Origin of the sequence: Paraburkholderia sp. BL9I2N2, assembly GCF_004339745.1 — a bacterium.
GTDB lineage: Bacteria > Pseudomonadota > Gammaproteobacteria > Burkholderiales > Burkholderiaceae > Paraburkholderia.
The window spans coordinates 249537-271925 of the sequence record NZ_SMGP01000006.1 but is presented as its reverse complement, the minus strand read 5'-3'; the positions used below and the strand labels follow the sequence as shown (position 1 = coordinate 271925).

The following is a 22389-nucleotide window of genomic DNA, read 5'->3' as shown; positions in this document are numbered from 1 at the left end:
GAAGATGAACGGATAACAGGGCATAAAAAACAAAAGCCTCCGGTTGGCGCCGGAGGCTTTTGAATACAGGGCTTGCTGTTCGCTCGCCCGGCTGCACTTTCCGACGGCAAATCGGGTAAGGACTAGACACCTCGAAGTGTAGCCGAACGAATCCGACAGTCAAGCGTACTCCATCCATTTTTCAGAAATGGACGCTGGATATGTCTATCGCGCAACACTTCGTTGCTGGCGAGGTTGGGTTACGCTCTGCCTCTTTTGAAACCAACGACGCCAATGCTTCCGCCACTTCTGGTGACGCGGAAGACGGTGGCGCAGTCGCTCTTAGCTCCGACTCGGTCAACTTACCGTGGGTCATTCTTCGGGCCGTCCACCGCGCTTCGCGACTCGATGGGGTACCTGCTCGGGCACGATCGCTGTTAGCCGCCCTTGCGCGAACGGTTGACGCGTCGAATCCTTACGGTCGCATTTTCGCCCGGCGCGAGCTCCTGACTGAACGCGCGATGCAATCCGAACGGACCTTCTACCGCAGCCTTGAGGACCTAGAGGCTGCCGGTCTAATCGACCGACCACCGCAGCGTCGCTATGGACAGGCGGGGCTTTTCGGTCGCGCATACCTTCACCTCACAGAACGAGCCGCCGTCCTTCTCGGACTGATTGACGCGCCGATACCTGTTGAAGAAGTCATCGATGCGCCGCAGGTCAAGTTCGAGTCGTCAGGGGGCAATGCTGTAGTGCAGCAGACTGCTGCGCACGCAGCTGAAGCGTTTTCCCTTCGGTCTGCCAACGTGGCAGACGGAGCTATATATAAGGATCTTTCCCCCGCTGCTTTTCAAAAGAGACAACCGGGGCAGGTGCCTGCGGACCTTCAGCGTCTGCGACCCCTGGGTTTCCAGAAATTTCTGATTTTCAAACTGATGCGCGAAGCGCGGGAGCAGGGCAAGCGACTTTCCGATGTTGTCGAGGCAACCTGGGAGCACCTCAAAAAAGCCGACCGGCCAATCTGCTACCTGCAGGCTCTGCTTCGTAGCACCGCTGACTTTGGGTTCCAGGTCCGCAGCCGCGATGCCGAACGCGACGCCTCTCGTGCTGCGGCCGAGGAACAGCAAACAGCTGAGGCGCTGGTGGCGCAGTTCGCCGGCCAGTCGTTCGTGGATGCGAATGGCGAGCGGAAGCTCGTGGTTGATGCTGACGGAATGTCGCTGTCGGTCTACAGCGTGGAGGAGGGCGTGGCGCGCCGGGAGGCCGGGGCGTGGCAAGCCCGTTTTGCGAAGGCTTTGCGTGCAGGTCAGATCCGGGTGGCCACCGCGGCGGACCTCGAAGCGTTCGCCCAGACGCGTCGTCAGATCAGCGCGCCCATCTGGACGGCTACCGACGTCCCCCGTGTCGCAACGGTGGCTGTCACCGACCACCTGGCGCTTTTGCGTGGTGCTCTGAGCCGGTTCGCCCCGGCTCGGGCGAGAGTGGTCTGAGCGGATCGCAGGCGCGAAATGATCAGATCGACCCCTGCTGTCGGGGTGACTGGCAGGCGGTGGTTTGCGGCGGAGCAGGTGCCACGAAGTCTTCATCTGCACGCTGCCTTGGAGCCGTGGCAATCCGTTCGAAAGACACAGGATGTGGCGCTACCGGGCCGCGCGTGCACGGGCCAGGGCTGTCGCCAGAGCGCGCTTCAGTGGCTCGTCGTCGACGTACTGATTGAAGGTCCGCAGGTCCGAATGACCCATGTTCTCGAGCGCGGCGCGCGCATCCAGCCCGTTGCTGACGGCTGCCGCCAGTCCCTTTGCGTACGAATGGCGCAGCCAGTGGGTTGACGCGGTCTCGAACCGTTCCGCGTCGATGCGGCGCCGGTGCGCACGGGCGTAGGCAAGGGCCTCGTCGCACAGACCGGTAATGAGGTTCCAGACGCTGGTGCGACTGCGTAGCCCTTTCCATATTCCAAATCTGGTGCGCCTGACTGACAGCAGCAGCGGCAGTGTCTCGTCCGGGGCAGGTACTGGCGACAGTCCGTAGGCCATCCGGTACGCCTGCAGCGACAGTGCGATCTCGTCACACGGGACCCAGCGCGCCTTGCCGCCCTTGCCGTGTTCCACGCGCAGCAGCCACTGGAAGGGCGGAGCGTCCGGAAACTCCCGGCGTAATTCCGCCGGAACGGGCTCGATTTTCACGTGACCCATCCTGCACCGGACCGCTTCCGTCGTCCGCAGCCCGGTCCGCTCGAACAGGTCGACCGCAAACAGGTCGCGCGCCTTCGCGAGGCGTGCCTCGCGCGAGGGTTCGGGGCGGGCGGCGATCGCCTCGCGCAGCAACGCGGTGTCGTCCGCCGACAGGAAGCGCGCCTGCTTTTCCGGGAGGCGCCGGCCAACCGTCGGCAGACCCGCGGCCGGGTTGCGCTGCAGATAGCCGACGTCGCGCAGCCAGTCGAACAGCGATGTGACGATTTTCTGGGTCTGGCCAGCCGAGCGGTCCGACAACGGCCCGAGAAACGGCCGCCAGTCGGGCGAGCCCCGTCGCACGCCCGGATTGCGGATCGCCCATGGCGCGGGTGCCTGCAGGAAGTCGACGAAGGCCGTGAAGTCGTCGAGGGTCCAGGCGGAGATGAGTGTGCCGGTTCGCCCCGCATACCAGAACAGCCGCTCCGCTTCGGTGCGGTACTGGGCAAGCGTCGCCGGCGAAAGCCGGCCGCGGCCGCTCGCCTTCGCGGCGAGCCAGCGGCCGACGACGTCCTCGTCCGTGAGGCCCGGCGGCAGGATCGGACTGTCGAGCCGGTTGGGCGGGCCGGCGGGCCGGCTCGTAACGGCTGCGGGCCGGCCGGTGATTGCGCCGTCGACGTCGGGGCCGCTCATCGGATCGCTCCGAACATCAGGTCAGTCGTTCCGTCGAAGTCGCCTGTAACGCAACTAACGATCCAGCCCGCTGCGTTCACACCGGCCGCCACCTGCCGCACATGCCAGCCAGGCGAGGGCCGCGTCCGCGGCAGCATCATGCGTCCGGTCTGGCGTTCTGACGCCAGCGGCCGGCGTGGATTGAAGCGAAAGTTGCAGCACCTCCGATTAGCCCGTCGCCGTCGATTGAAGCGAAAGTTGCAGCACCTCCGATTAGCCCGTCAACGAACGGAGGCTGGTTTCCGGGAGTGCCGTTTTCACTTTCGCTTCTTCGCGTCAGGAAGTGAAAGACGGAAATGCCAGAGAACGGAAGAGAAAGTCTGAAATGTCGAATACGGGCAGGCCGGGATCAACGAACGTTTTGTGAAACATAGGTGTTATACATACCGACCGAACGGAACCCAGCACTGGTGGGGCTTTGACGGCAATCGGGCTTGTTTTTAACCTGACTGTTTCACGATGAGTCGTAATCCGCGAGCGGGCCCCGGCAGAGTCAAGCGCAAAGTGCATATGCACTATGCTAGCGTGGACGAAGTGTAGTGATTGATACGTATTTTGTAATGGGGCGCCGAATGCAGGGGAATTCGACGGCGTGGCCGTCGGAAGGGCGGATTACCCGGTGTTTTTGTACTAAAACATGGTGATCGGGCAAAACCGGAGCCTTGACCATGATCGAACCACGTTTCGTGCGGGCCGTCAACAGCACGCGTCCTCACGGCGCGCATCGTTACGACGTGTTCGGACCGAAGGTGGGGCGCCGGCTAACACTGTTCGGGCGATGTGCGTTGGATCTGTGGATCCGCGTTGAATCGGATGCTCATGTGTTCGCATACTGCGAGAGGCCCCTGTGTATTCCCGGCACGAACCCAGCGCGGCCCGTCGATTTCTGGGTCCGCACATCTGATGAAGAGAGATTATGCGTCGTGCTGCGTCCGTCGGAGTCGACTGCAGCCGCGCGGGGCGACAGCTTGTTTCCTGCATTCGAGAAATGGAGCAGGGCGTCTTCGATGCAGCTCGACCTCATTCATCCACAGCATCTGGACGACCCGCCGGTGTTGCGCGATAACAGGATGACGATGCTGCAGCACCTCGCGGGCACTCATTCAATTCCTGTCGGGGCATTGATGCGTGGCGTGCTGGCCCGGTTACATCACGGCCTGACTCTGGCCGAACTCGAGCGGCGGCTAGCGCCCGTCGACCCGATGCTCGTGCGCTCGGCGGCTTTCAGACTCGTGTTGCGCGGTGAGATGCGGTGTCCAGCGCTTGGACTCGAGCCGCTGGGGCCGCACACCCGGCTGGAGCTGCCGTGAAAACGATCGCATTCGGTGCGTTGCGGTTCGATCGCCAGTCCATTCCGCAGGCTCTGATGGATGTCGGGCAGTGGCCACCCGCTGACGACAATGCGCTCTCTGATAAAGGGCGCGAGCTGCTGCAGCGCTGAATCAGGGCGATGACACTGTTTGTCGATGGGCACACCCCTCTGCGCGAAATTAGCCGGGCAACCGGCATTGGTTTTAACGACCTGTATCGTGTCTTCGAGCGATGCATCACGCAGCACGAGGACGGGCGCATCTTCGGCTGTCGCGCGCTAATTCCTTATCAGCACACGCGGCCCTATGATCGCCGCTCGCTGGTCAAGCCATTCCGTGAAGACATCGCAAGTAATGCCAGCGGCGCCTTCACCCAATTGCTGCAGCGTTATCCGGACATCGCGCGCTGGATCGAACGCAAGGTCACTGAACGAAGCCGGAAGCACGCGGAGCTGACCGAAGTGCATCGCCAGCTGTGGCGACTGCACGGGGGCTTTCTTGCGCAGTGCCGGCAGGCGGGCATTCAGGCTCATGAATATCCATTCAACCAGAAATACCTCGGTGAGCGATCGCTTGCCACGTACGTCCACACGCTGGCAAACCGGAATTTCGACGCTGCGGCCCGGGCAGCAGGTGCCCGGCAGATTGGCCATCGTTGGCGGGACGATCCCGAAACCGTGCGCAAACCGGCGACCCGTCCCTACGAGGTAGTCGAGTTCGACGGTCACAAGGTCGACGTGCGCCTGACACTGCGCATTGATGACCCGTTTGGTTTCGAAACGCTGCTTGTGCTGCACAGGATCTGGATCCTGCTGCTGCTCGACGTGGCAACGCGCGCCGTGATTGGCTATACGCTTTCGCTGGGCCACGAATATAACAAGGACGACATTGCTGTGGCCCTGCAGGCCAGCCTGATGCCACACACAGTACGCGCGTCGAAGATTCCGGCGCTGACTATCCGGCCGGGCGGAGGGTTCCCGTCCGCGGTGATTCCCGAAGCGGCGTGGGCATGCTGGGGCACGTTTCGCTTCGACGCCGCAAAGTCCCATTTCGCAAGTGCGACGCTTGAGCGTCTGACCCAGGTGGTCGGCTGCGCGACCGACAACGGGCCACTGGGTCAGAAGAACGAACGGGCGCTGATCGAGCGCTTCTTTGATCAGCTTGCGTCGCATTTCGCTCACAGGTTGCCGGCCACCACTGGCAGCGATCCGCACGCGGTCGAACGCGCACTCAACGATGTCGGCGGCAATACCTCGCTGATGATGACCCTCGACGAGCTCGAGGATGTAATCGACGTGGTTCTGGCTAATTACAACGGCGAACCGCATGGAGGACTGGGCGGGCGTACCCCGCTGGAGGCCATGCAGTTTCTGCTCGCGAAAGGGGAGGGTCTGTTGCGTACGCTACCGGTGGCCCGGCGCAGCACCTTATGCCTTCTTCAGGAAGCTCGTGTTGTCACCATTCGCGGGAACGTTAGCCGCGGCGAGCGCCCCCACATCAATTTTGAGCACGTGCGCTATGACAGCCGCGTGCTGTCGGGCATCGCAGGACTGATCGGCAAGCAGCTCCGCATCTATTTCAACATCAAGGATATCCGGCATCTGCACGCGTTCCATATGGACGGATCCGAACTCGGCGTGCTGACCGCGGCGCGGCCGTGGTGCTTCACGCCACATTCGCTGCGTGTGCGGCAGGAAATCTTTTCACTGATTCACCAGCGAAAGCTGGCGGTTCGGGAGGGCAGCGATCCCGTTAGCGCGTGGTTTGCCTACAAGAAAGAACAGGCGCGAAGCCATACGCGCGACGCCAACGACCTGGCGCGCATGCTGACGGACCGGGCGAAGTCGCATCAGGGATTGCCTCCGCCGGATGTCGCAGACGCGAGCGCAGCTGGGACCAGTGAAGCGCCGGTGACGGACTTTCCCGCGAAAACCGCGCCGTCGCCACCGTGGCTCACGAAGATCTTCACGTTCGGGTGACTGATGCCTGACTCGTTGCAACGTCCCGTGGATCCATCGGAACATCCGCTCGCGAACCAGACGTACATGGTGCCGACGCCGGCGATCGCGGCGATGTATGCACGCGTGCGCCAGTGCATCCGGCGTGGCGTCGCCGGTGCCCTGATCTTTGGGCATACCCGCTGGGGCAAAACGTACGCGATCCGGTACTGCGTCCGGCTTCTACGTCTTGAACTGCCTCGCGCAGCGATCCTGACGATCGGCATGCCGCGCAATCCGTCGCGTTCGGAAGCCCTGTTTTTTTGGCATGCTGCTGAAGGCGGCACAACACGAGCGCCCGGATAGTGGCACGGCGTTGCAGCGCCGGCTGCGTCTTTATCACAAGCTGGCTGAACTGGTAGAACGTGCGGCTGGCAGCAAACTGATCGTGTTCGTCGACGAGGCGCAGCGTCTGGAACTTGAGCACTACGAATGGCTGCGCGATGTACAGGACGAACTGGAGCGCCGAGGCGTCCGGATGTTCACGTTTCTCGTCGGTCAACCGGGCATCCTGAACCGCAAGAGCTCGTTCCGGCAAAGCGTCGATACATCTCAGATCGTGTCCCGTTTCATGATTGACGAGTTGCGCTTCGAAGGCTTCCGTTCCGCTGATGATTTGAAGATGTCGCTCGGTGCGTATGACACGTCGACTTTTCCGGATCGCAGTGAATGGCCCTATACGCGCTTCTTTCTGCAACGTGCATTCGATACCGGTTTTCGCCTGGGTAAGCAGCACGGGGTGTTGTGGGAGGCGTTCGATGCCGCGCATCGGCGCGCGCGGTTCGATTTCACGATGGAGATTCCGACGGAATATCTGGCCCGCACGGTGGAAATTGCGCTGACCGACAACATGCAGCACGACGCTGCAGACTTCGCGCTGAGCCCGGCTTGCTGGTCACAGGCGGTGGACGAGTCGAATTTCGTCGCCGCACTTGAGGAGTTGCGCATCATCTTTGTCGACGAGGCTGCATACGGATCATGAAGCGCTTCCATATCCTTGTGCCAGACCCTGAACATGAATCGCCCGGCCTGTGGTGCTGGCGTGATGAATGGCACGCCACCGGGCAATCTGCATTTGCGCTTCTCGCCAAATTCCAGCGGCTCAACGCGCTGTCGTGCACCGGCCTCGCGGACTGTTTCGGCTGGCGTGAAGGGCGGCGGTCGGTATCAGGGAGCATCGATCTGCGCGACGCTCGGCAATTTGATGTGCGACGCCTGACGGATGTGCTTCGGCTTCCGCTGGAAGACATCGCGCGCGCGTTCGTCATGCCGTCGCATCTGGCGCGCGTGATCGCCGTGCCAACGCTGCGCTGGTGCGCACGGTGCGCCCGCGAGGGTGTCCATCTGACTGTGTTCCAGCTGCGGACCTGCCGTTCCTGCCCCGTGCACCACACTCCGCTGGAGGAGTGTTGCCCCCAATGTGCCCTCGAGATTCCCTTCCGGCTGCGACCAGATGTCTTCCGGGCGCCGTTCTCCTGTCCATCCTGCGGTACGCCCTGGATTGCACCGTCGCGCGGTCTTGATGACCTGCGGGTCGACGGTGCGTATCGGCGCGTGCTTTCGCGATGGGCCGCCGACCAGCGTCGCGTTATGCAAGATGGTCCGCAATCTGATTCGGACGGCGTGTGGAACGTACGCAGGTCCGAGGAAAGCGAAGTGGCCGGGTATGCACCGTGCACGCTGTTCCCTGACGCAGCCGCTCTGGGCGATGAAGTGCTGTCGGGAGCGCGCAGCTGCTACAAGGCCATCAGGCGTCAGATCATGCGTGACTACGGTGGCCAGCATCACGGGTGCATTGCGTCGGCCGCCCGCCATCTGCGCTGGAGGATGGATGGCCGCTCGACGCCGCCATTCTGTCCGGTCGCACAGGCGGTGCTGCGGTGGCGCACGAAATGGGAGGGCTTTGGCGTTCCCGAGGCGCTGCTGCATCCACCGCTTCATGGCCCGCTCGGGATCGTCGTCTGGCTGTCGCGTTATGCGCCGATCGCGCCAGGCGAATGGAGCGAGTCAACGAGCAGATGGTTCACGCTACATCTGTTCGCAATCGCATGTCTCGACAGTTTGCGCACTTTCCTCCATGAAGCGCAGCAGGCGCGCAGTCATGAGCGCATTGTGTGGTGGCCGTTTCCCGTCCATGACTTCCCGCAGCGCGAAGTGGTCGCGGGGGGCCGTGACCGGCCCGATGATCCCGCACAATTCCGACTAATGTCGCTCCAGCTCAAGCGAGGTATCCGCGTTTTGGCCAGCACCACACCCGGCGGCCTTGCACATGAAAAACATCATGCAGGGCTTTTGCTCGCCATCGGGAATGCGGGCGACGGCCCGGCTTCGTCTCTTTCGCCTCGACCTCCGGAGCACGTCAATCAGCCGATAGCACCGGGATACAGCGTTTCGGCTGTGCTGCCGCGATACGACGCTTGCCCGGTCTTCACCCCCGCGAACACCGTTGAAGGCGATCCGAAATCTGTTGTTGCCGTGTGAGTGTCAACGCAGGCTCTCTCTGGAGAACGGAGTTGCCGCAAATTTTCTGACGATCGAAGGAGCCGGCATGCAGCAAGCGTAGGACGCAATAAAAACGTTACTTCGGTTCGGTCCGTGTTAAATCTGACTCTTCGCATCGCAGCAGGGCTTGCCGGAATTTCAGCGGCTTGTTCAGCGAGGGTGCGGTTTCATCGGAAAGCGCAGTTTCCACCGCAAATATGCGTTAGCGACAGGACTGCGCTTTGCGGCTAACTCGACGAATACACGTCGATGCGGATGACCTTTCCCGGTCGATACGTCAGGCGCTAGCCGGCCATGAACGGGCAGTTGCGGGGTGCCGGCGAGTGGCCGTTGACCGCTTGCAACCCGCCGCTTGCTCACAAGATGTTGAACAGCGCGGATCGATCTTAAAGGTCGATTGGCATACTGGCAGCTGTCTTGGGTATTGACCGGTGGTCCGGAAGGTCAGGCCACTGGCATCATGGGGCGCGGGAAGCAATCGCCCTGAAAAGCACATGTGGATCGAACGGCTTCTCGCAGCGGGGATAGCTGGCGTAGGCGGGGTCCAGAGCGTCAGCGCCATAGCCGGTCGTGAAGACAAAGCGCACATTGCGCTCAACGAGCCAGTCTGCGATCGCGTATGACTTTTCGCCATGCAGGTTCACATCGAGTACTGCACTGTCGAATTTGTCTTCATTGGACCTGACGTACGCGAGCGCTTCGTCCAGCCAGCCGATGGGGCCGATGACCTTGGCCCCCGCATCTTCGATCAGGCCGCACAACGCCTGCGCGACGACGAAGTCGTCTTCGACGATCAGTACCCGACGTCCCTGAATGTCTGTACCCGGTTCCATCCGGTTTTCCTCAGCTCTGGTCGCCAGCGAGGCGGCTTTTTTGTTCGAACGGCATTTCAATCCGGCATGAAACGCCGTCGGCACCGAAACTCAATTCCGCCTTGGCGCGCAACGAGTACGCCAGGGCCTCTTCGATCAGCTGTCGTCCGTACCCGCGCTTGGTGGAATCGGGCGGAACGGGCAGGCCACTCTCGCGCCACTCCAGCAATAGCAACGACTGGTCCTGGTTCGGGTTCTCGACCCGCCACCGGATATCGAGCTGTCCCTGTCTGTTTTTCAGCGCCCCGTACTTCAGCGCGTTTGTTGCGAGTTCGTGGATGGCCAGCGCAACGTTCTGGACATATTGAAGGCCGAGGGGAACGCCCGGGCCGGTGATCGCAATATTATCGGCGTCGATCCCGGCAATGGTTTCAATCTCCATGTGCACAATATCAGCCAGATCGATATGCTCGCCCGAGGCCTTTCCGAGGAGCCCCTGGAGCCGTCCCAAGGCACGCAACCGGGCGATGAACGCCTCGACGGAGGCATCCTTCGGCAACGTCTGACGGGCGACTGACTCGACGAGCGCAAGAAGGTTGCGCGTGCGGTGCTGGAGTTCCGCAATGAGCACTTTCTGGCGTGTCTCGGCGTGGGTCAGACCGGTGACATTCAGGAACGTGACCACCACACCTTCGGGACGCCGGTCGCCATTGCGATAAGGCGAGAGACGGACCAGGTAATTGATCATCCGGTCCTTGCTGTCGATGCGGCGTTCGATCACTTCGCCTTCATTGACCGTGCGCGCGATATCGCTGGCAAGCTCCGGCATATTCAGCGGACTTGCCAGGTCGGTAATGGGCCGTCCCCGGTCGGCCGGGCGGATATTGAACACGTCCGTCATGGCAGGCGTGAAGCTGCGAATCACCAGGTGCCGGTCCAGAAACACCGTGGCGACCGCCGTGCTCTCGAACAGGTTCTGCAGGTCGCTGTTCGCGCGATCGAGCGCTTCGATCTTCCTGTTCAGTTCGCTATTGACGGTGTGCAGTTCCTCGTTGAGCGAGACAAGCTCCTCCTTCGACGCTTCCAGCTCTTCATTGGTGGACTGCATCTCCTCATTGACCGAGACCAGTTCCTCGTTCGACGACTTGAGTTCCTCCAGTGCGGTCTCATACTCCTCGATTACGGATTGCAGGCGCTCGCGCGTGTCGCGCAGTTCCCGTTCCGTCTGCGCCGCCGTGCCGTCGTGCGCGGCATGAGCGCGGTCCAGTGCTTCCTCGCGGCTCAGCACCGCCCCTTGATCGATGAACAGGATCAGGAAAAGCGGCTCGACGCCGGGTTTGCTGCCCAGCGGCTCGACAGTGACATTCACCATCTGGACGCGTCCGTCGTCTTCCTCGACCGGGATGCCTTCCCGGGTTACTGAACGACCGGACTCAACCGCCTCGCGGAACACGGTGCGCAGTTCGAGGCGGATGCCCTTGCGCGCCATCGTGAATATCTGACGAGAGGGAATGCCGGCAGGCGGCTCAAGATATTTCCCGGTTCGCGCCGAGTAGTACGCAACGTCGCCGTCGCGATTGACCAGTACGTGGGGCGGCGAGAACCGCTCAAGCACCTGGGCATCCACCATCTGGCGCAGCGCGACAGCACCGACATCCGTACGCCGCGCCGTCAGCTCGCCTGCGTGACCGCCGCGCATTGACGAGACCATCAGCGGCAGCCGAACGTGCGGAGCAGGCACCGAACGCCGGCGGAAAATACGATGTTTTTTCTCGACCGGAGCGAACAGGTCGTCGAACTGGCTGACACTCTCCGACGTACCGAGAAACAGGTAGCCGTCGGGACGCAACGCATAGTGGAACGTCGGAATGACCTGCCCCTGCACATCCTGGCCGAAATAGATCAGCAGGTTGCGGCAGGACACCAGATCGATCCGGGAAAAAGGTGGGTCACGGATCACGCTGTGCGGCGAGAAGATGCACAGATCGCGCACCTCTTTCGCCACGACATAACTCGCGCCATCGGGAATAAAAAAACGGTCCCGGCGTTCGGGCGAGACGCTGTCGAGTAGCTGCCCCGGATATTTGGCCGCGCGCGCGACTGCCAGGGCATGTTCGTCGATATCACTTGCAAATATCTGCACCCGGGGCACGACGGCAAGCCGGTCCATGTGTTCGCGCAGCAGGATACCGAGCGAGTAGACCTCTTCGCCGGTCGCGCATCCGGGACCCAGACGCGCACCACCTCGTCCGCGCCGCGCTGCTCAAAAAGTTTCGGGATGACGGTACTTGCGAGCTTCTCGAACGCATCCGCATCGCGGAAGAAGTTGGTCACGTTGATGAGCAGGTCGCGAAACAATGCGCCAACTTCCTGCGGATCGCGCTTCAGGTGTTCGACGTAGGCATCGATTGCCTCGACATGGATTACCTGCATACGCCGCTGCACGCGACGCATGAAAGTGTTCGTTTTGTAGCCACTAAAGTCATGGCCAAGCTGGCCGCGCAGGATGCCGTAGAGCTCCTTTCTCGCGTCATCTAGCTGTTGCTGTTCCGCCGCGCTTCGCGCCTTGAAGGCGATATCGTCCAGCACATAGGTGCTACGGGCGAATTCGGCGAGCTTTGCTCCCATCTGCTCGACGGGGATAGCAAAGTCGACGAGACCCGTAGCGATCGCGCTTTCGGGCATGCTCGCATGTTGAGGACCGAATCCGTCGGCGATCTGAGCCATGGTCAGCCCGCCGCGCTCCTTGACCGCCTTGACGCCGAGCGTACCGTCGGAATCGCCGCCGGACAGGACGATGCCTACCGCCAATTCACCCCGATCGCTTGCCAGTTCGCTGAAAAAGATGTCAATGGGCTTGCGCTCGCGCCGGCCCGTATTTTGCGCACGAACCCGCAGATGGCCATTCTCGACCCCGAGGACCACATTGGATGGCGCCACGTAGACGCTGTTTATCTCGAGCTGCATGCCGTCGGCCGCGACCTGCACCGGTAGCGCCGTATATCGCGTCATGATCTCGTGCAGCAGGCTTTCACGGTCCGGGCCGAGATGCGTGACGACGACAACAGCGACGCCGGGCTCCGCGGGCATCCCGCGAAAGAAGCCGTCCAGCGCTTCAATGCCTCCGGCTGAGGCGCCGACGCCGGTAACCGGGAACCGCAACACGTCGTTCACAGACCCCTCCCGCGCTTTTGCGCCTGCAATGGGCGAGCGTTGGTTTCAACGGCTTTGGCCCCGTTGGCGTCGCCTGACGCGACAGCGTTTTGGGCGGTCGGCGCCGGGCTCGAAAATTGCGATTCCAGCAGGCGAAGCGCCTCCCGCACCACCTCGCTTGCCGTGCGGTAACGGCCAGAGGCCACCTGAGTGTCGACGAAGTGGCACAGGTGCTCCGTCAGCGACACGCTGAGGGCGTATTTGCTCGACATAGGTCGTACTATCTCCGCAGTATAGGCACCCTACGGTACTACCTTGTCCCATCCGCGTCTATTGGCGTATCGACAGGCGCCCCATACTGACTGGCCGCGGGTTGGCATGAAGAGTGTCGCCACGCCGAGGCCGTATCGTTCCTGACCGGCCTCGCGGATTATTGACGATCCAGCCATCAGGACTGGACATTCCCATCGACTGCCGTTGACCTTGCTGCATAGCGGTATGCAAAGGCTCTTGTCAAACATTGCGCCTGTTTGATCAATGGGGCGATCAGGTTATAGACCGTCGGCAGCGATTACATCCAGGATGGGCGCGCCCCGCTTGAATATGGCTTGGCGATCAGTCCAATGGCCGTTTTTGACCACGGCTGAGACGTTCACGGGAAATCGCTGAACGGCGGCAGCGGGTCGGGTACGGAAGTTCGGTATCCGGTCGAGGCCGGTGATGCTCGGAGCGACCGCGTTACTTCCGGGCTCGGCTACGAAGAGACGGTCGCCCCGATGCTCGAACGGCCACTTCGTGCCCTGAGTCAGTCGGACAAGGATCTCACGCGCGCACTCGTTTTCAGAAAACCCGGTTAAATACCTCGCAGAGATATGGCTAACGGCCTCACCTTGAAAAAGAAATCCGTTTCTTCAACTCGACCGTCTGCCGAACCAGTGACGCTGCGGCGGCGGACGCCTGTTCGACGAGAGCTGCGTTCTGCTGCGTGGCCTCATCCATAAATGTAACTGCCTGATTAACCTGCTCGATACCCGTGCTTTGCTCACGGGATGCACCTGATATTTCGCTCATGAGCGCTGTAACCCGCGCAACGGTCGTGCTTACCTGGCGCATGGAGTCGCCCGCCCCTTGGGCGAGCGACGCACCGCTCGTAACCCGTTCATTAGAAGTCAGGATGAGATCCTTGATTTCTTTCGCTGCCGCCGCGCTGCGTTGTGCGAGCATGCGGACCTCCGACGCGACCACTGCGAAGCCACGCCCCTGCTCTCCCGCACGGGCGGCCTCAACAGCCGCGTTCAGCGCCAGTATGTTGGTCTGAAACGCTATTCCCTCGATGACACCAATGATGCTGCTCATTTGCTGGGCGCCGGTCGCCAGTTGATTCATCGTCCCGGCAACACGACTTACCTCTGCGCTACTACCGCCCGTCGCTTCGGAAGCGGCATTCGCCAACGCGCTCGCCTGCATGGCATTCTCGGCAGTGTGTTTAACGGTGGCCGTCAGTTGCTCCATGCTTGCCGCCGTTTCTTCCAGGGACGCAGCCTGCTGCTCTGTTCGCCGCGACAGGTCATCGTTGCCGGCCGAGATTTGCGCCGATGCCGTCGCGACGGACTCAGCGGCCTGGTGAACGTGACGGACAACATCGGAGACGCGCTCATTCATGCTGTGCAGGGCACCCAGCAATTGTCCCGTTTCGTCGGTCCGGTCGACGATGATCTCGCTCGTGAGGTCACCGTTCGCTACTGCCCTGGCGATTGTCACGGCAGCCCCGATCGGTCGGGTGATGCTTTGCGTCATGAAGTAGGCAAGCAATGTCGCGGCAATAATCGCTGCAATTGTGACGACCACGACAGCGACTTCTGCGACATGTGCCAACGTGGTAATCGTCGCGCCCTGTTCGGTCGTGCGCTGCATAACGATCTGAATCAGTGCGTCCAACGCCTTCCCAATCGGTTTGTCCGCGCCGGCGACGCTCCTGTCCCGAACCTCAATCGCTGCCCCCGATTCAACAAGCGAAGACAGTCGGTCCATCGACGCCCGATACGCTCTTGTTGAGTCGAAAAGTGCCACGCTCGCTGCCTGTTCATCTGAACCGAGGTGCCCTCCTGTTTCGGCCGTTTTGACAGCAGCGTCGATGTCGTCCAGGTTTGCCATGAACTTCGCCTTGTAGTCGCCTCCACGAAGCACGTAGTCCTTGTAATTGTGAACGGCGTCGCCGAAAGTACCTTTGGCGTGCTGCAAAACCTTTAGCCTGGCGAGGGTGACCGATTCAAAATCGGTCCATTCATTTGTGATTTTCGTGAGCTTGACGAATGCCGTCGTACCGAGCACCACGGTGAGTAGGGCCGCGAGGGCGAATGCGATTGCGAGGCGCACACCGATGCGCAGATTTCTGAAGCGAAGGAAACTGCCTGTCATGATTTGTCGGTATCCTGGCCATGAGAATTGAGGATTTTTCGGATGAGTCGCCGTTGATCTCATCGAATCCGATCAGACTCAAAGCGGATTCCGTCTGCATACCGCTTACCATGTTTTACGGCATATTTCCGCATGAGCTTGAGATGCGGGAGTCCCTGAAAACCACCGGTAAGGGTTTGTGAGTGGATGATTCTTTTGTCAGGATTTCCTGACCCTTAGACAACGCAGAAGGCAGGAAGAACCAATTCGCCGTCGAGCGTATCCGGTTCACCTGGCGGCGTTTGATCGCCACCAGATCAAGCAAGCACCCGTCGCTCGATCCGTACGCGTTCAAGACCGCCTGTCGGTTAGCCGCCGAGGCCTATCGGCTCTCGTGACTGAAAAGATCATCGACAATTCGGCATGCTGCGCTGTAACCACCCATCAAGGCATCTGCTTCCGTCACAAACGGAAGACCGCCGGCCTCCCCGAAGCGCAGCGGCGAAAACATGGCGACCGCATTGTCCGCCTGAAAAATCCTGACGATCGCCACGTAACCTACGCACGCAACAGTGCCGCCGCCAGGCTGCGAGCTAATGTCGGATTCGACGGCCACCACAAGGGTGTACCCGTGGTATTCATACGTGCGCGCCATGACCTGTTCCACTTTCATCTGCCATTCCGGCACTCACGGACACCCGACATTGCTGCCAGGCGTGCACAGATCGTCGCGAACTCGCTAGCCGTTGCGCGCGATAGGCCAATCTGCACTTCGTCGAGTTCAGGGTCGTCTTCCGATTGCTGGACGATGAACTGCTTCACCCGGACACTTCCCGTACCCAGTGCGTTGTGAACACTGTCAAGCGATGCACTGCCGCGTTCGACCAGCAGGGTTATGTTGCGCTGTTGTTTGACCGAAATAAAGCGACGTTCTAGCGGCTTCACACCGACGAGAATAATCAAAATAATAATCGTCGCGCCGATGGCAGCCGTGTACATCCCTCCGCCAACCGCCAGACCGATTCCCGCTACAGACCAGAGGCTCGCGGCAGTTGTCAGTCCACGGACTATCTCCCCGCGCAACAGGATCGACCCCGCGCCAAGGAAGCCGATGCCTGACACTACCTGCGCGGCAACCCGGGATGGATCGAGAACGACGTTCTTCTCGCCCAGCACGTCGGCAAATCCGAACGCCGATACCAGCATGATCAACGACGAGCCGACGCATACAAGCATGTGCGTGCGCAAACCCGCCGCCCAATTTAATCTTTCGCGCTCAAAGCCGATGACGCTCCCGAGTAGCGCTGCCAGCACGAGGCGCGACAACAGCTCGATATTACCTATCACAATTTTCCTTTGATAGCGGCTCGTTAAGTCTGCTGCGAAGCCGTGCCGGCAACGTTGGCATACGGTGAGGTCGTCCGGAGAACGCCTTCATCCGGTTTGTCGATGACCGCTGGCGGCGCTTCGGCACGATTTTCGCGGGTGCAAAAAAGATCGACGATTTCCCGGGTCGGTATGCTCGTGACGAGCGTTGGGATTTTGCCCGGGTTGAACCACCGGCAACGCGAAATTTCGTTACGTGCTTCGGCGGACGCGTCCAGAGGAATATAGGCGCGGAAAACATGGTGGCGTTTGCTGAGACCGCCAAACTGGAACAGTAAGTTCCATTCCAATGAGGGAAGTCTCTTCTTCCAGCTCGCGCACAGTGGCATCCAGCGGCGACTCGAACCGTTTTATCGTGCCGCCGGATAGCGACCAGCGTGAACGCGCGCGGGCGACCAGAAGCACCTTGCCGTCGCGTACGCATACAATTGTGGATCGATCTTTCATGCTCTTCAGTCTACGAGGTGGTGCTTGCGTGTATAGAGCTGATGTGAATCAGCCCGGCGTTTTCAACGTCCAGAATAGCCCACCTGGAACGTCCACACTTAGCGTGCAAAAATGACAGAAAACCTGGTCGGTGGCACCACGCGAAATGCTATAAGCTGAAAAATCGTAATGATTATGCCGGCGCGAAAACGATATGAAAAATCGCTGGCCACTTATCCTCTGCCTGCCGCTCGTATTGTTCATTGCGGCCTGCTCGCTGTCCCTTCCCACTTTCGTGGTGGCGGTTGTCTGGATGACGATCGGCGTGATGGCGCTTGGACACCGCCCCCTTGAGAGCTTTCCCTCAACCGGTATCCGCAGGAAGTGGCTCCGAGGGTATCGCGCAGCGTTCGTGTGGTTCTATCACCTGGCGTCGTGGCCTGGTACATGCGTTCGTCGATCCGAGACATCGCCGGTCAGATCGGAGCGGCGCTGCGTCGAGTGAAGAAATCTCGGGGTAAAGGGGATGATAGCCCGTCGGACCACCAGTCAAACGGCGATCGTGAGTGAACGCGCGATCAGAGCGGTTAGAGCAAACATCGTCCGATGGTAGGAGCACAAGGCTCCCCCCTTTCGACCGTTCGCAACGGTTGTCCAGATCCGGGAGTGATCAACTGTACCTGTCAAACTCGTGATTTACCAACGCACAATACGAGCCCCAGCCATCCAAAGGCGCACTGCCGAACGGCGCTTTAATTTTCGCGTTTAGCGTACGCACTTACCAAATGACAGCGTTGATATCTCTTGTCCTGTTCGATATGGACGATGTTCTTTCTCATTACGACCGCTCCGCACGAGTCGATCATCTCTCAGCGTTATCAGGCCGAACACATGAAACTGTCCGCCAGGCCATTTGGGGATCCGGCTTGGAAGATCGTGCAGACGCCGGCCTGATCACCGGTGACGAGTATCTGACCGCATTGGGGGAAATCCTGGGCTGCCGGGTCACTCTCGACGATTGGTTAATTAGCCGCTGCGCGTCGATATCGCCCAACGTCGAAGTGCTTGCGCTTGTTAGATTGCTGGCGGGGCGACACCGGGTAGCCGTTCTAACCAACAATTGTCAACTGGTGACCGATAACATCCAGTATCTCAATCCTGCGGTGGCTGAACTCTTTGGCCCGCACGTTTACGCGTCGGCCTCATTCGGTTCGGCCAAACCGGCCGCGCGCACGTATCTGCGCTGCCTTGATAGCCTCGGTGTCTGCGCGGCCGAAACTCTGTTTATTGACGACCTCGAGGTCAACGTGACGGGGGCAATCAATGCAGGTCTTCACGGGCATGTGTTCACCAGCGCCGGGGCATTATCCGAAGAGTTGGAGCGTCGCAAGTTGCTGTAGCTGGGGTGCAGATCGTGCCAGGCGGTGTGCAGTGTTGCCGAGCCAAACAAGGGCGCGTTTGGTCTATGAGCGTCTCATGTTGATCAAAGATCGGACGACTGTCGAAGTGGGCCGATCGGCTGGGATGGGTCGATCAGAGCCGACAGCATCGAACACAGATCGGCCACAAAGAGCCGTTCGAAGCTTGTAGGCAAAAGCCCACTCCCAATCGTTCAACGGACGTTCAATCACGAATGGCCAAAGTCCTAGCGGATCGAGCATCACCCATAAGCCGACGGGTATTGCCTCAGGAGCACCGTAGCCGCACGCGCGAATCCAGCGCTCAATTCGAGAGACTGTTCATTGCGGGTCACACCTAATAATGGCACGAGTGAGGGCGCCGTGGCGTGCAAGCGTGCCATCCAGCTCCGCTATCTCCGCCTGATGTTCGGCGCTCCGTCTGGCGTGCATCTCTCCGACACTCTGACGATAGTCGCCTTCTGCGCTCCTGGCGACTTTTGTGCGTCGCGCGCGGTTTCTGGCAAGCGAGCCAGGTTCACGCCTGCGCCTGAAAAACCAGATTGAACGGCGTTTGCGTTGCGCGCCTGAAGCGCGTGAAGCCGCCAGCAGTCACGACTTCTCTGAGCCGTGCTTCGCCCGCCTGCGCGCCGAGCGCTCTTCTGCCTTCCTGTGATAATGATGCGCCTGTGCAGATCAGCGTCGACGCAGAATAGAACACCCGTCCGACAGGATTGATATTGTCTTCGAGGCGGTCATTCGCGAACGGTTCCACGATCATCCACGATCCATCGGGTCTCAGCGTTTGCAGAACGTGTGCTGCTGCGCCCGTCGGGTCGCCCATATCGTGCAGGCAATCGAAGAATGCGACGAGATCGTAATCCTTTCCAGGATATTGTTGCGCGGTTGCGACTTCAAACGTGACGCGGTCGCCGAGGCCCGCTCCGTCTGCAAGTTCACGTGCTCTCTGCACGGACGGTTCGTGATAATCGAAGCCAATGAACGCCGCGTTGGGGTATGCCTGAGCCATCAGTATCGTGGATGCGCCGTGGCCACAGCCGACATCCGCGACTTTTGCGCCATGCCCCTTGAGAATCTCTTGTACTCCGTCGAGCGCGGGGATCCATTCATTGACCAGATGCGCGGCATAGCCCGGACGGAAGAATCGCTCCGTACCCCGGAACAGCGACGGATGATGCTGATGCCAACCGACGCCCAAACCCGTGCGAAACGCGGCTTCGAGTTTCGGCAAGCTGCGGAACATTGCTTCAGCGCAGTCGCAGAAGCCCGGGATAAAAGTCGGGCTCGTTTCTTCAGCAAAGCACATTGCCATTTCATTGGCGAGCTGATAGCGGATGGTCGAAGGGTCATAGTCGATGAAACCGGATGCGGCTTGCGCCGCGAGCCATTCGCGCACGTATCGTTCGGCGAGACCGGTGCGTTCAGCGACCTGCTCGGAGGTCATCCAGCCCTGTTCGGTCATCGCTTTATAGAGGCCGAGCCGGTCGCCGAGCGCGATTAGCGGCGCGCACGCCACTGCGCCGAACTCTCCAACCATACGCCCCATGAAGTCTTCCACTTTCTGTTGGTCGTATTGCATATGCCACCTCACGCTACGAAGGCAGAATACATCTGATGAAAAAGCGGTGTCGCTGCTTGCAGTAGGCTAACCTCGCCCAAGAAGAGTATAGGTAGGCAAAAGAAGGATGAAAGGAAAATGCATGGCATCTCAAGCTTCGGCCATTCATGCTAGCGGAATCTCGAGGACAAATTCTCCCGAAGTCCATGCGGCAGTACCGCGCAACTAAGCGGCCATTCACGCCGAAGCGGTGAAGGACTGTGATGGGTCGCGTGCCGCCAGTCGCCGTCCGGCAGAGGACGGCCAAGAGCGGACCTTCAGCAGTGGATGCAAAATCTTGGCAATTCACAGACTGAAGACGTGGGCGAATCGCGCTGACCGTGGCCGGCTTGCCTTAAGGCACCAGAACCTTCTTCATTGATGGTGCGGGGTGTAGCACATAGTTCTCTCGCTCATAGAACGGAACGGCGTCCGGCCGCGCGTCAAGAAATATCGCGGTCATACCACGAGCACGGGCGTCGGTTTCCGCATATTCCATCAGGGATCGGCCAACACCGCTCCCTCGACCCGTCGCATCGACCACGAGGTCATCGATATGAAGGTGTGCCCCGCGAGCCAGGGTGTGGATGGGTCTCATGCCCATCACCCCGATAATCTTCTCATCATGAAATGCTGCCACAAGCTCGTAGCCCGAATACGATTGCCGGCGGGTCCGCTCCAGGAATTCGGGTTCTTCAAGAGACCGAAGTTGAGCGATGACAGGGTATGCCTGCATCCATTCGGGCGGCGACAGCCTTCTAATTTCCAACCTACTGCAGCGATGTTCTGTCATGGCTCAAGTCGATCTTCACTCGAAAAATCCAGATTGTTGCACGGGGCAGCAAGGCTGCGGTTTCTCGATGCGTCGGGCGTTCGAAAGTCCGCTTACGAGAATAACGACTGGCGGCTTCGGGTCGAGCTTGTGTGAAAACACCCTGGTCACCTAAACTGGATTAACTCATTCAGCATGGGTGACCGGATGAAGCGATTCATAGAAGGTGAAGATCGCAAGCAGGTGACGCTGCTTCCAGAGTGCCTCGATGACTTTGTTGTTGAGGACAATCCGGTCAGGATTATCGAGGCATTTGTTGAAGAGCTTGACCTTGCATCATTGGGCTTCGATGGAGCAATACCGTCGGTTACAGGTCGCCCGTCCTATCATCCAGCAGTGCTCCTGAAGATCTATATCTACGGGTACCTGAACCGGGTTCAATCAAGCCGGCGTCTTGAGCGCGAATGCCAGCGCAATGTTGAGTTGATGTGGCTCACGGGCCGACTGGCGCCGGACTTCAAGACCATAGCCGACTTTCGTCGTGACAACGGTACCGGCATTCGGAACGTGTGTCGCCGCTTCGTGATGCTCTGCCGTGAGCTGAAGCTGTTCTCGCAAGCGCTGGTCGCCATTGACGGTAGCAAGTTCAAGGCAGTCAATACGCGGGATCGCAACTTCACCGAAGGTAAAGTCGACAAGCGCCAGAAGCAGATCGAGGAGAGTATCCAGCGCTATCTGACCGCGCTGGAGACTGCCGATCGTACGCAACCCGCGGAACTCGAAGCGAAGACGACCCGATTGCAAGATAAGATCGCGCGCTTACGCGAGCAGATGCGGGACCTCGATCAGATCAAGGAGCAACTCAAGACGCAGCCTGATGGCCAACTCTCGATGACTGATCCCGACGCGCGCTCCATGGCAACGAGCGGCAAGGGCTCGGGAATGGTGGGGTACAACGTGCAGGTGGCCGTTGACGCCAAACACCATCTCATCGTGGCTCACGAGGTCACAAACTCTGGCAGCGACCGGGCACAGCTAAGTCCCATGGCAAAAGCTGCGCGTGACGCGATGGGCAAGACAAGGCTGCGGGCAGTCGCCGATCGTGGTTACTACACCGGAACTCAGATCAAGGAGTGCGCGGATGCGGGGATTGCGGTCATGCTGCCGAAGCCCACAACGTCAGGTGCGAAATACCATGGCCGGTTCGACAAGGCAGACTTCATCTACATTGCGCGGGACGACGAATACCAATGTCCAGCTGGAGAGCGGGCAATTTACCGATACACCAGCGAGGAACACGGGATGCAGCTACATCGATACTGGAGCAGCGCCTGTTCGCAATGCCAAATGAAGTCACAGTGCACTCCCAGCGGCCAACGACGGATAAGCCGATGGGAGCATGAGTCAGTGCTGGAGGCAGTTCAACGTCGGCTCGACAGGACGCCGGACGCGATGACAGTGCGCAGGCGAACCGTCGAACATGTCTTTGGAACGTTCAAGCACTGGATGGGCTACACGCACTTCCTGACGCGCAGGTTGCGTAACGTAGGTACCGAGATGAGTCTGAACGTACTCGCCTACAATCTCGCTCGAGTGCTGAGAATTCTAGGTTTCAAGAAGATGATGAAGGCAATGCGGCTGGTGGGTGCGTAAGCACCTCGTAGGTCCTAAACAAAGCCATCAAGCTTCTCTAGAACGCACCGGGGACGCTCACCCTCGTCGTCGCCGTGATGGCCGCAA

General features: G+C 60.1%; 18 protein-coding genes and 2 pseudogenes. 9 read left to right on the top strand and 11 right to left on the bottom strand.

The window, feature by feature from the left end; genetic code table 11:
• The first annotated feature begins 200 nt into the window (after positions 1-200).
• Positions 201-1469, top strand: coding sequence for a hypothetical protein (locus B0G74_RS44820; protein WP_132384316.1), 1269 nt, complete (start codon positions 201-203; stop codon positions 1467-1469).
• A gap of 150 nt (positions 1470-1619) precedes the next feature.
• Here the strand turns inward: B0G74_RS44820 and B0G74_RS44815 are convergent, their stop codons facing one another.
• Positions 1620-2840, bottom strand: coding sequence for a tyrosine-type recombinase/integrase (locus B0G74_RS44815; RefSeq protein WP_132384315.1), 1221 nt, complete (start codon positions 2838-2840; stop codon positions 1620-1622).
• Positions 2841-3547: 707 nt separating this feature from the next.
• Here B0G74_RS44815 and B0G74_RS44810 point away from each other — a divergent pair.
• From B0G74_RS44810 to B0G74_RS44795, 6 genes are all read left to right on the top strand, one after another.
• The gene (locus B0G74_RS44810) at positions 3548-4189 is read left to right on the top strand and encodes a hypothetical protein (protein WP_132384314.1); all 642 of its coding nucleotides are present in this window, start codon (positions 3548-3550) and stop codon (positions 4187-4189) included.
• On the top strand, positions 4186-4320 hold the full coding sequence (locus B0G74_RS47625; protein ID WP_279388653.1) for a hypothetical protein: 135 nt from the start codon (positions 4186-4188) through the stop codon (positions 4318-4320). Before B0G74_RS44810 ends, B0G74_RS47625 begins: the two co-directional genes overlap by 4 nt.
• A 9-nt stretch (positions 4321-4329) precedes the next feature.
• Entirely contained in the window at positions 4330-6168 is a 1839-nt protein-coding gene (locus B0G74_RS44805; protein ID WP_243658619.1) for a hypothetical protein, read from the top strand.
• A 66-nt stretch (positions 6169-6234) separates the two neighbouring features.
• The gene (locus B0G74_RS47330) at positions 6235-6492 is read left to right on the top strand and encodes a hypothetical protein (RefSeq protein WP_243658618.1); all 258 of its coding nucleotides are present in this window, start codon (positions 6235-6237) and stop codon (positions 6490-6492) included.
• Positions 6455-7168: an ATP-binding protein gene (locus tag B0G74_RS44800; protein WP_243658617.1), complete on the top strand. Its 714-nt coding sequence runs from the start codon at positions 6455-6457 to the stop codon at positions 7166-7168. The genes B0G74_RS47330 and B0G74_RS44800 overlap by 38 nt, the downstream gene beginning before the upstream one ends.
• Positions 7165-8667 carry a hypothetical protein gene (locus tag B0G74_RS44795; RefSeq protein ID WP_132384313.1) on the top strand — a complete coding sequence of 501 codons (1503 nt, stop codon included), beginning with the start codon at positions 7165-7167 and terminating at the stop codon, positions 8665-8667. The genes B0G74_RS44800 and B0G74_RS44795 overlap by 4 nt, the downstream gene beginning before the upstream one ends.
• Before the next feature lie 479 nt (positions 8668-9146).
• On the opposite strand, the gene B0G74_RS44790 is transcribed toward B0G74_RS44795, so the two are convergent.
• The 8 genes and pseudogenes from B0G74_RS44790 to B0G74_RS44760 all read right to left on the bottom strand — a co-directional run.
• Complete coding sequence (locus B0G74_RS44790) at positions 9147-9521, bottom strand: response regulator (RefSeq protein ID WP_132384312.1); 375 nt, start codon at positions 9519-9521, stop codon at positions 9147-9149.
• Positions 9522-9531: 10 nt separating this feature from the next.
• The gene (locus B0G74_RS44785) at positions 9532-11670 is read right to left on the bottom strand and encodes a CheR family methyltransferase (RefSeq protein ID WP_243658616.1); all 2139 of its coding nucleotides are present in this window, start codon (positions 11668-11670) and stop codon (positions 9532-9534) included.
• A gap of 263 nt (positions 11671-11933) precedes the next feature.
• Positions 11934-12590, bottom strand: a pseudogene (locus B0G74_RS47325) (chemotaxis protein CheB); the annotation flags it as partial.
• Between the two features lie 80 nt (positions 12591-12670).
• Positions 12671-12925 (bottom strand): type II toxin-antitoxin system ParD family antitoxin, encoded by a 255-nt coding sequence (locus B0G74_RS44780; RefSeq protein ID WP_132384311.1) that lies wholly within the window; start codon positions 12923-12925, stop codon positions 12671-12673.
• Between the two features lie 613 nt (positions 12926-13538).
• A complete protein-coding gene (locus B0G74_RS44775; RefSeq protein ID WP_132384310.1) occupies positions 13539-15071 on the bottom strand; it encodes a methyl-accepting chemotaxis protein in 1533 nt (510 codons plus the stop codon).
• 361 nt (positions 15072-15432) lie between these two features.
• Positions 15433-15723 (bottom strand): hypothetical protein, encoded by a 291-nt coding sequence (locus B0G74_RS44770; RefSeq protein ID WP_243658615.1) that lies wholly within the window; start codon positions 15721-15723, stop codon positions 15433-15435.
• The gene (locus B0G74_RS44765) at positions 15720-16397 is read right to left on the bottom strand and encodes an MgtC/SapB family protein (RefSeq protein WP_132384309.1); all 678 of its coding nucleotides are present in this window, start codon (positions 16395-16397) and stop codon (positions 15720-15722) included. The genes B0G74_RS44770 and B0G74_RS44765 overlap by 4 nt, the downstream gene beginning before the upstream one ends.
• Before the next feature lie 146 nt (positions 16398-16543).
• A pseudogene (locus B0G74_RS44760) lies at positions 16544-16883 on the bottom strand (NUDIX domain-containing protein); the annotation flags it as partial.
• A 764-nt stretch (positions 16884-17647) separates the two neighbouring features.
• Here B0G74_RS44760 and B0G74_RS44755 point away from each other — a divergent pair.
• Positions 17648-18262 carry an HAD family phosphatase gene (locus B0G74_RS44755; protein WP_132384308.1) on the top strand — a complete coding sequence of 205 codons (615 nt, stop codon included), beginning with the start codon at positions 17648-17650 and terminating at the stop codon, positions 18260-18262.
• 535 nt (positions 18263-18797) lie between these two features.
• On the opposite strand, the gene B0G74_RS44750 is transcribed toward B0G74_RS44755, so the two are convergent.
• Positions 18798-19859, bottom strand: coding sequence for a class I SAM-dependent methyltransferase (locus B0G74_RS44750; protein ID WP_132384307.1), 1062 nt, complete (start codon positions 19857-19859; stop codon positions 18798-18800).
• Positions 19860-20232: 373 nt separating this feature from the next.
• Entirely contained in the window at positions 20233-20670 is a 438-nt protein-coding gene (locus B0G74_RS44745) for a GNAT family N-acetyltransferase (RefSeq protein WP_132384306.1), read from the bottom strand.
• A 186-nt stretch (positions 20671-20856) separates the two neighbouring features.
• Between B0G74_RS44745 and B0G74_RS44740 the strand changes: the two genes are divergently transcribed.
• On the top strand, positions 20857-22302 hold the full coding sequence (locus B0G74_RS44740; RefSeq protein WP_132384305.1) for an IS1182 family transposase: 1446 nt from the start codon (positions 20857-20859) through the stop codon (positions 22300-22302).
• Positions 22303-22389 lie beyond the last annotated feature (87 nt).

Excerpts from the sequence above, each read along its gene's own strand:
- B0G74_RS44820 (WP_132384316.1), top strand. The coding sequence starts at position 201 with ATGTCTATCGCGCAACACTTCGTTGCTGGCGAGGTTGGGTTACGCTCT.
- B0G74_RS44815 (WP_132384315.1), bottom strand. The coding sequence starts at position 2,840 with ATGAGCGGCCCCGACGTCGACGGCGCAATCACCGGCCGGCCCGCAGCC.
- B0G74_RS44810 (WP_132384314.1), top strand. The coding sequence starts at position 3,548 with ATGATCGAACCACGTTTCGTGCGGGCCGTCAACAGCACGCGTCCTCAC.
- B0G74_RS44805 (WP_243658619.1), top strand. The coding sequence starts at position 4,330 with ATGACACTGTTTGTCGATGGGCACACCCCTCTGCGCGAAATTAGCCGG.
- B0G74_RS47330 (WP_243658618.1), top strand. The coding sequence starts at position 6,235 with ATGGTGCCGACGCCGGCGATCGCGGCGATGTATGCACGCGTGCGCCAG.
- B0G74_RS44800 (WP_243658617.1), top strand. The coding sequence starts at position 6,455 with ATGCTGCTGAAGGCGGCACAACACGAGCGCCCGGATAGTGGCACGGCG.
- B0G74_RS44795 (WP_132384313.1), top strand. The coding sequence starts at position 7,165 with ATGAAGCGCTTCCATATCCTTGTGCCAGACCCTGAACATGAATCGCCC.
- B0G74_RS44790 (WP_132384312.1), bottom strand. The coding sequence starts at position 9,521 with ATGGAACCGGGTACAGACATTCAGGGACGTCGGGTACTGATCGTCGAA.
- B0G74_RS44785 (WP_243658616.1), bottom strand. The coding sequence starts at position 11,670 with ATGGACCGGCTTGCCGTCGTGCCCCGGGTGCAGATATTTGCAAGTGAT.
- B0G74_RS44780 (WP_132384311.1), bottom strand. The coding sequence starts at position 12,925 with ATGTCGAGCAAATACGCCCTCAGCGTGTCGCTGACGGAGCACCTGTGC.
- B0G74_RS44775 (WP_132384310.1), bottom strand. The coding sequence starts at position 15,071 with ATGACAGGCAGTTTCCTTCGCTTCAGAAATCTGCGCATCGGTGTGCGC.
- B0G74_RS44770 (WP_243658615.1), bottom strand. The coding sequence starts at position 15,723 with ATGAAAGTGGAACAGGTCATGGCGCGCACGTATGAATACCACGGGTAC.
- B0G74_RS44755 (WP_132384308.1), top strand. The coding sequence starts at position 17,648 with ATGACAGCGTTGATATCTCTTGTCCTGTTCGATATGGACGATGTTCTT.
- B0G74_RS44750 (WP_132384307.1), bottom strand. The coding sequence starts at position 19,859 with ATGCAATACGACCAACAGAAAGTGGAAGACTTCATGGGGCGTATGGTT.
- B0G74_RS44745 (WP_132384306.1), bottom strand. The coding sequence starts at position 20,670 with ATGACAGAACATCGCTGCAGTAGGTTGGAAATTAGAAGGCTGTCGCCG.
- B0G74_RS44740 (WP_132384305.1), top strand. The coding sequence starts at position 20,857 with ATGAAGCGATTCATAGAAGGTGAAGATCGCAAGCAGGTGACGCTGCTT.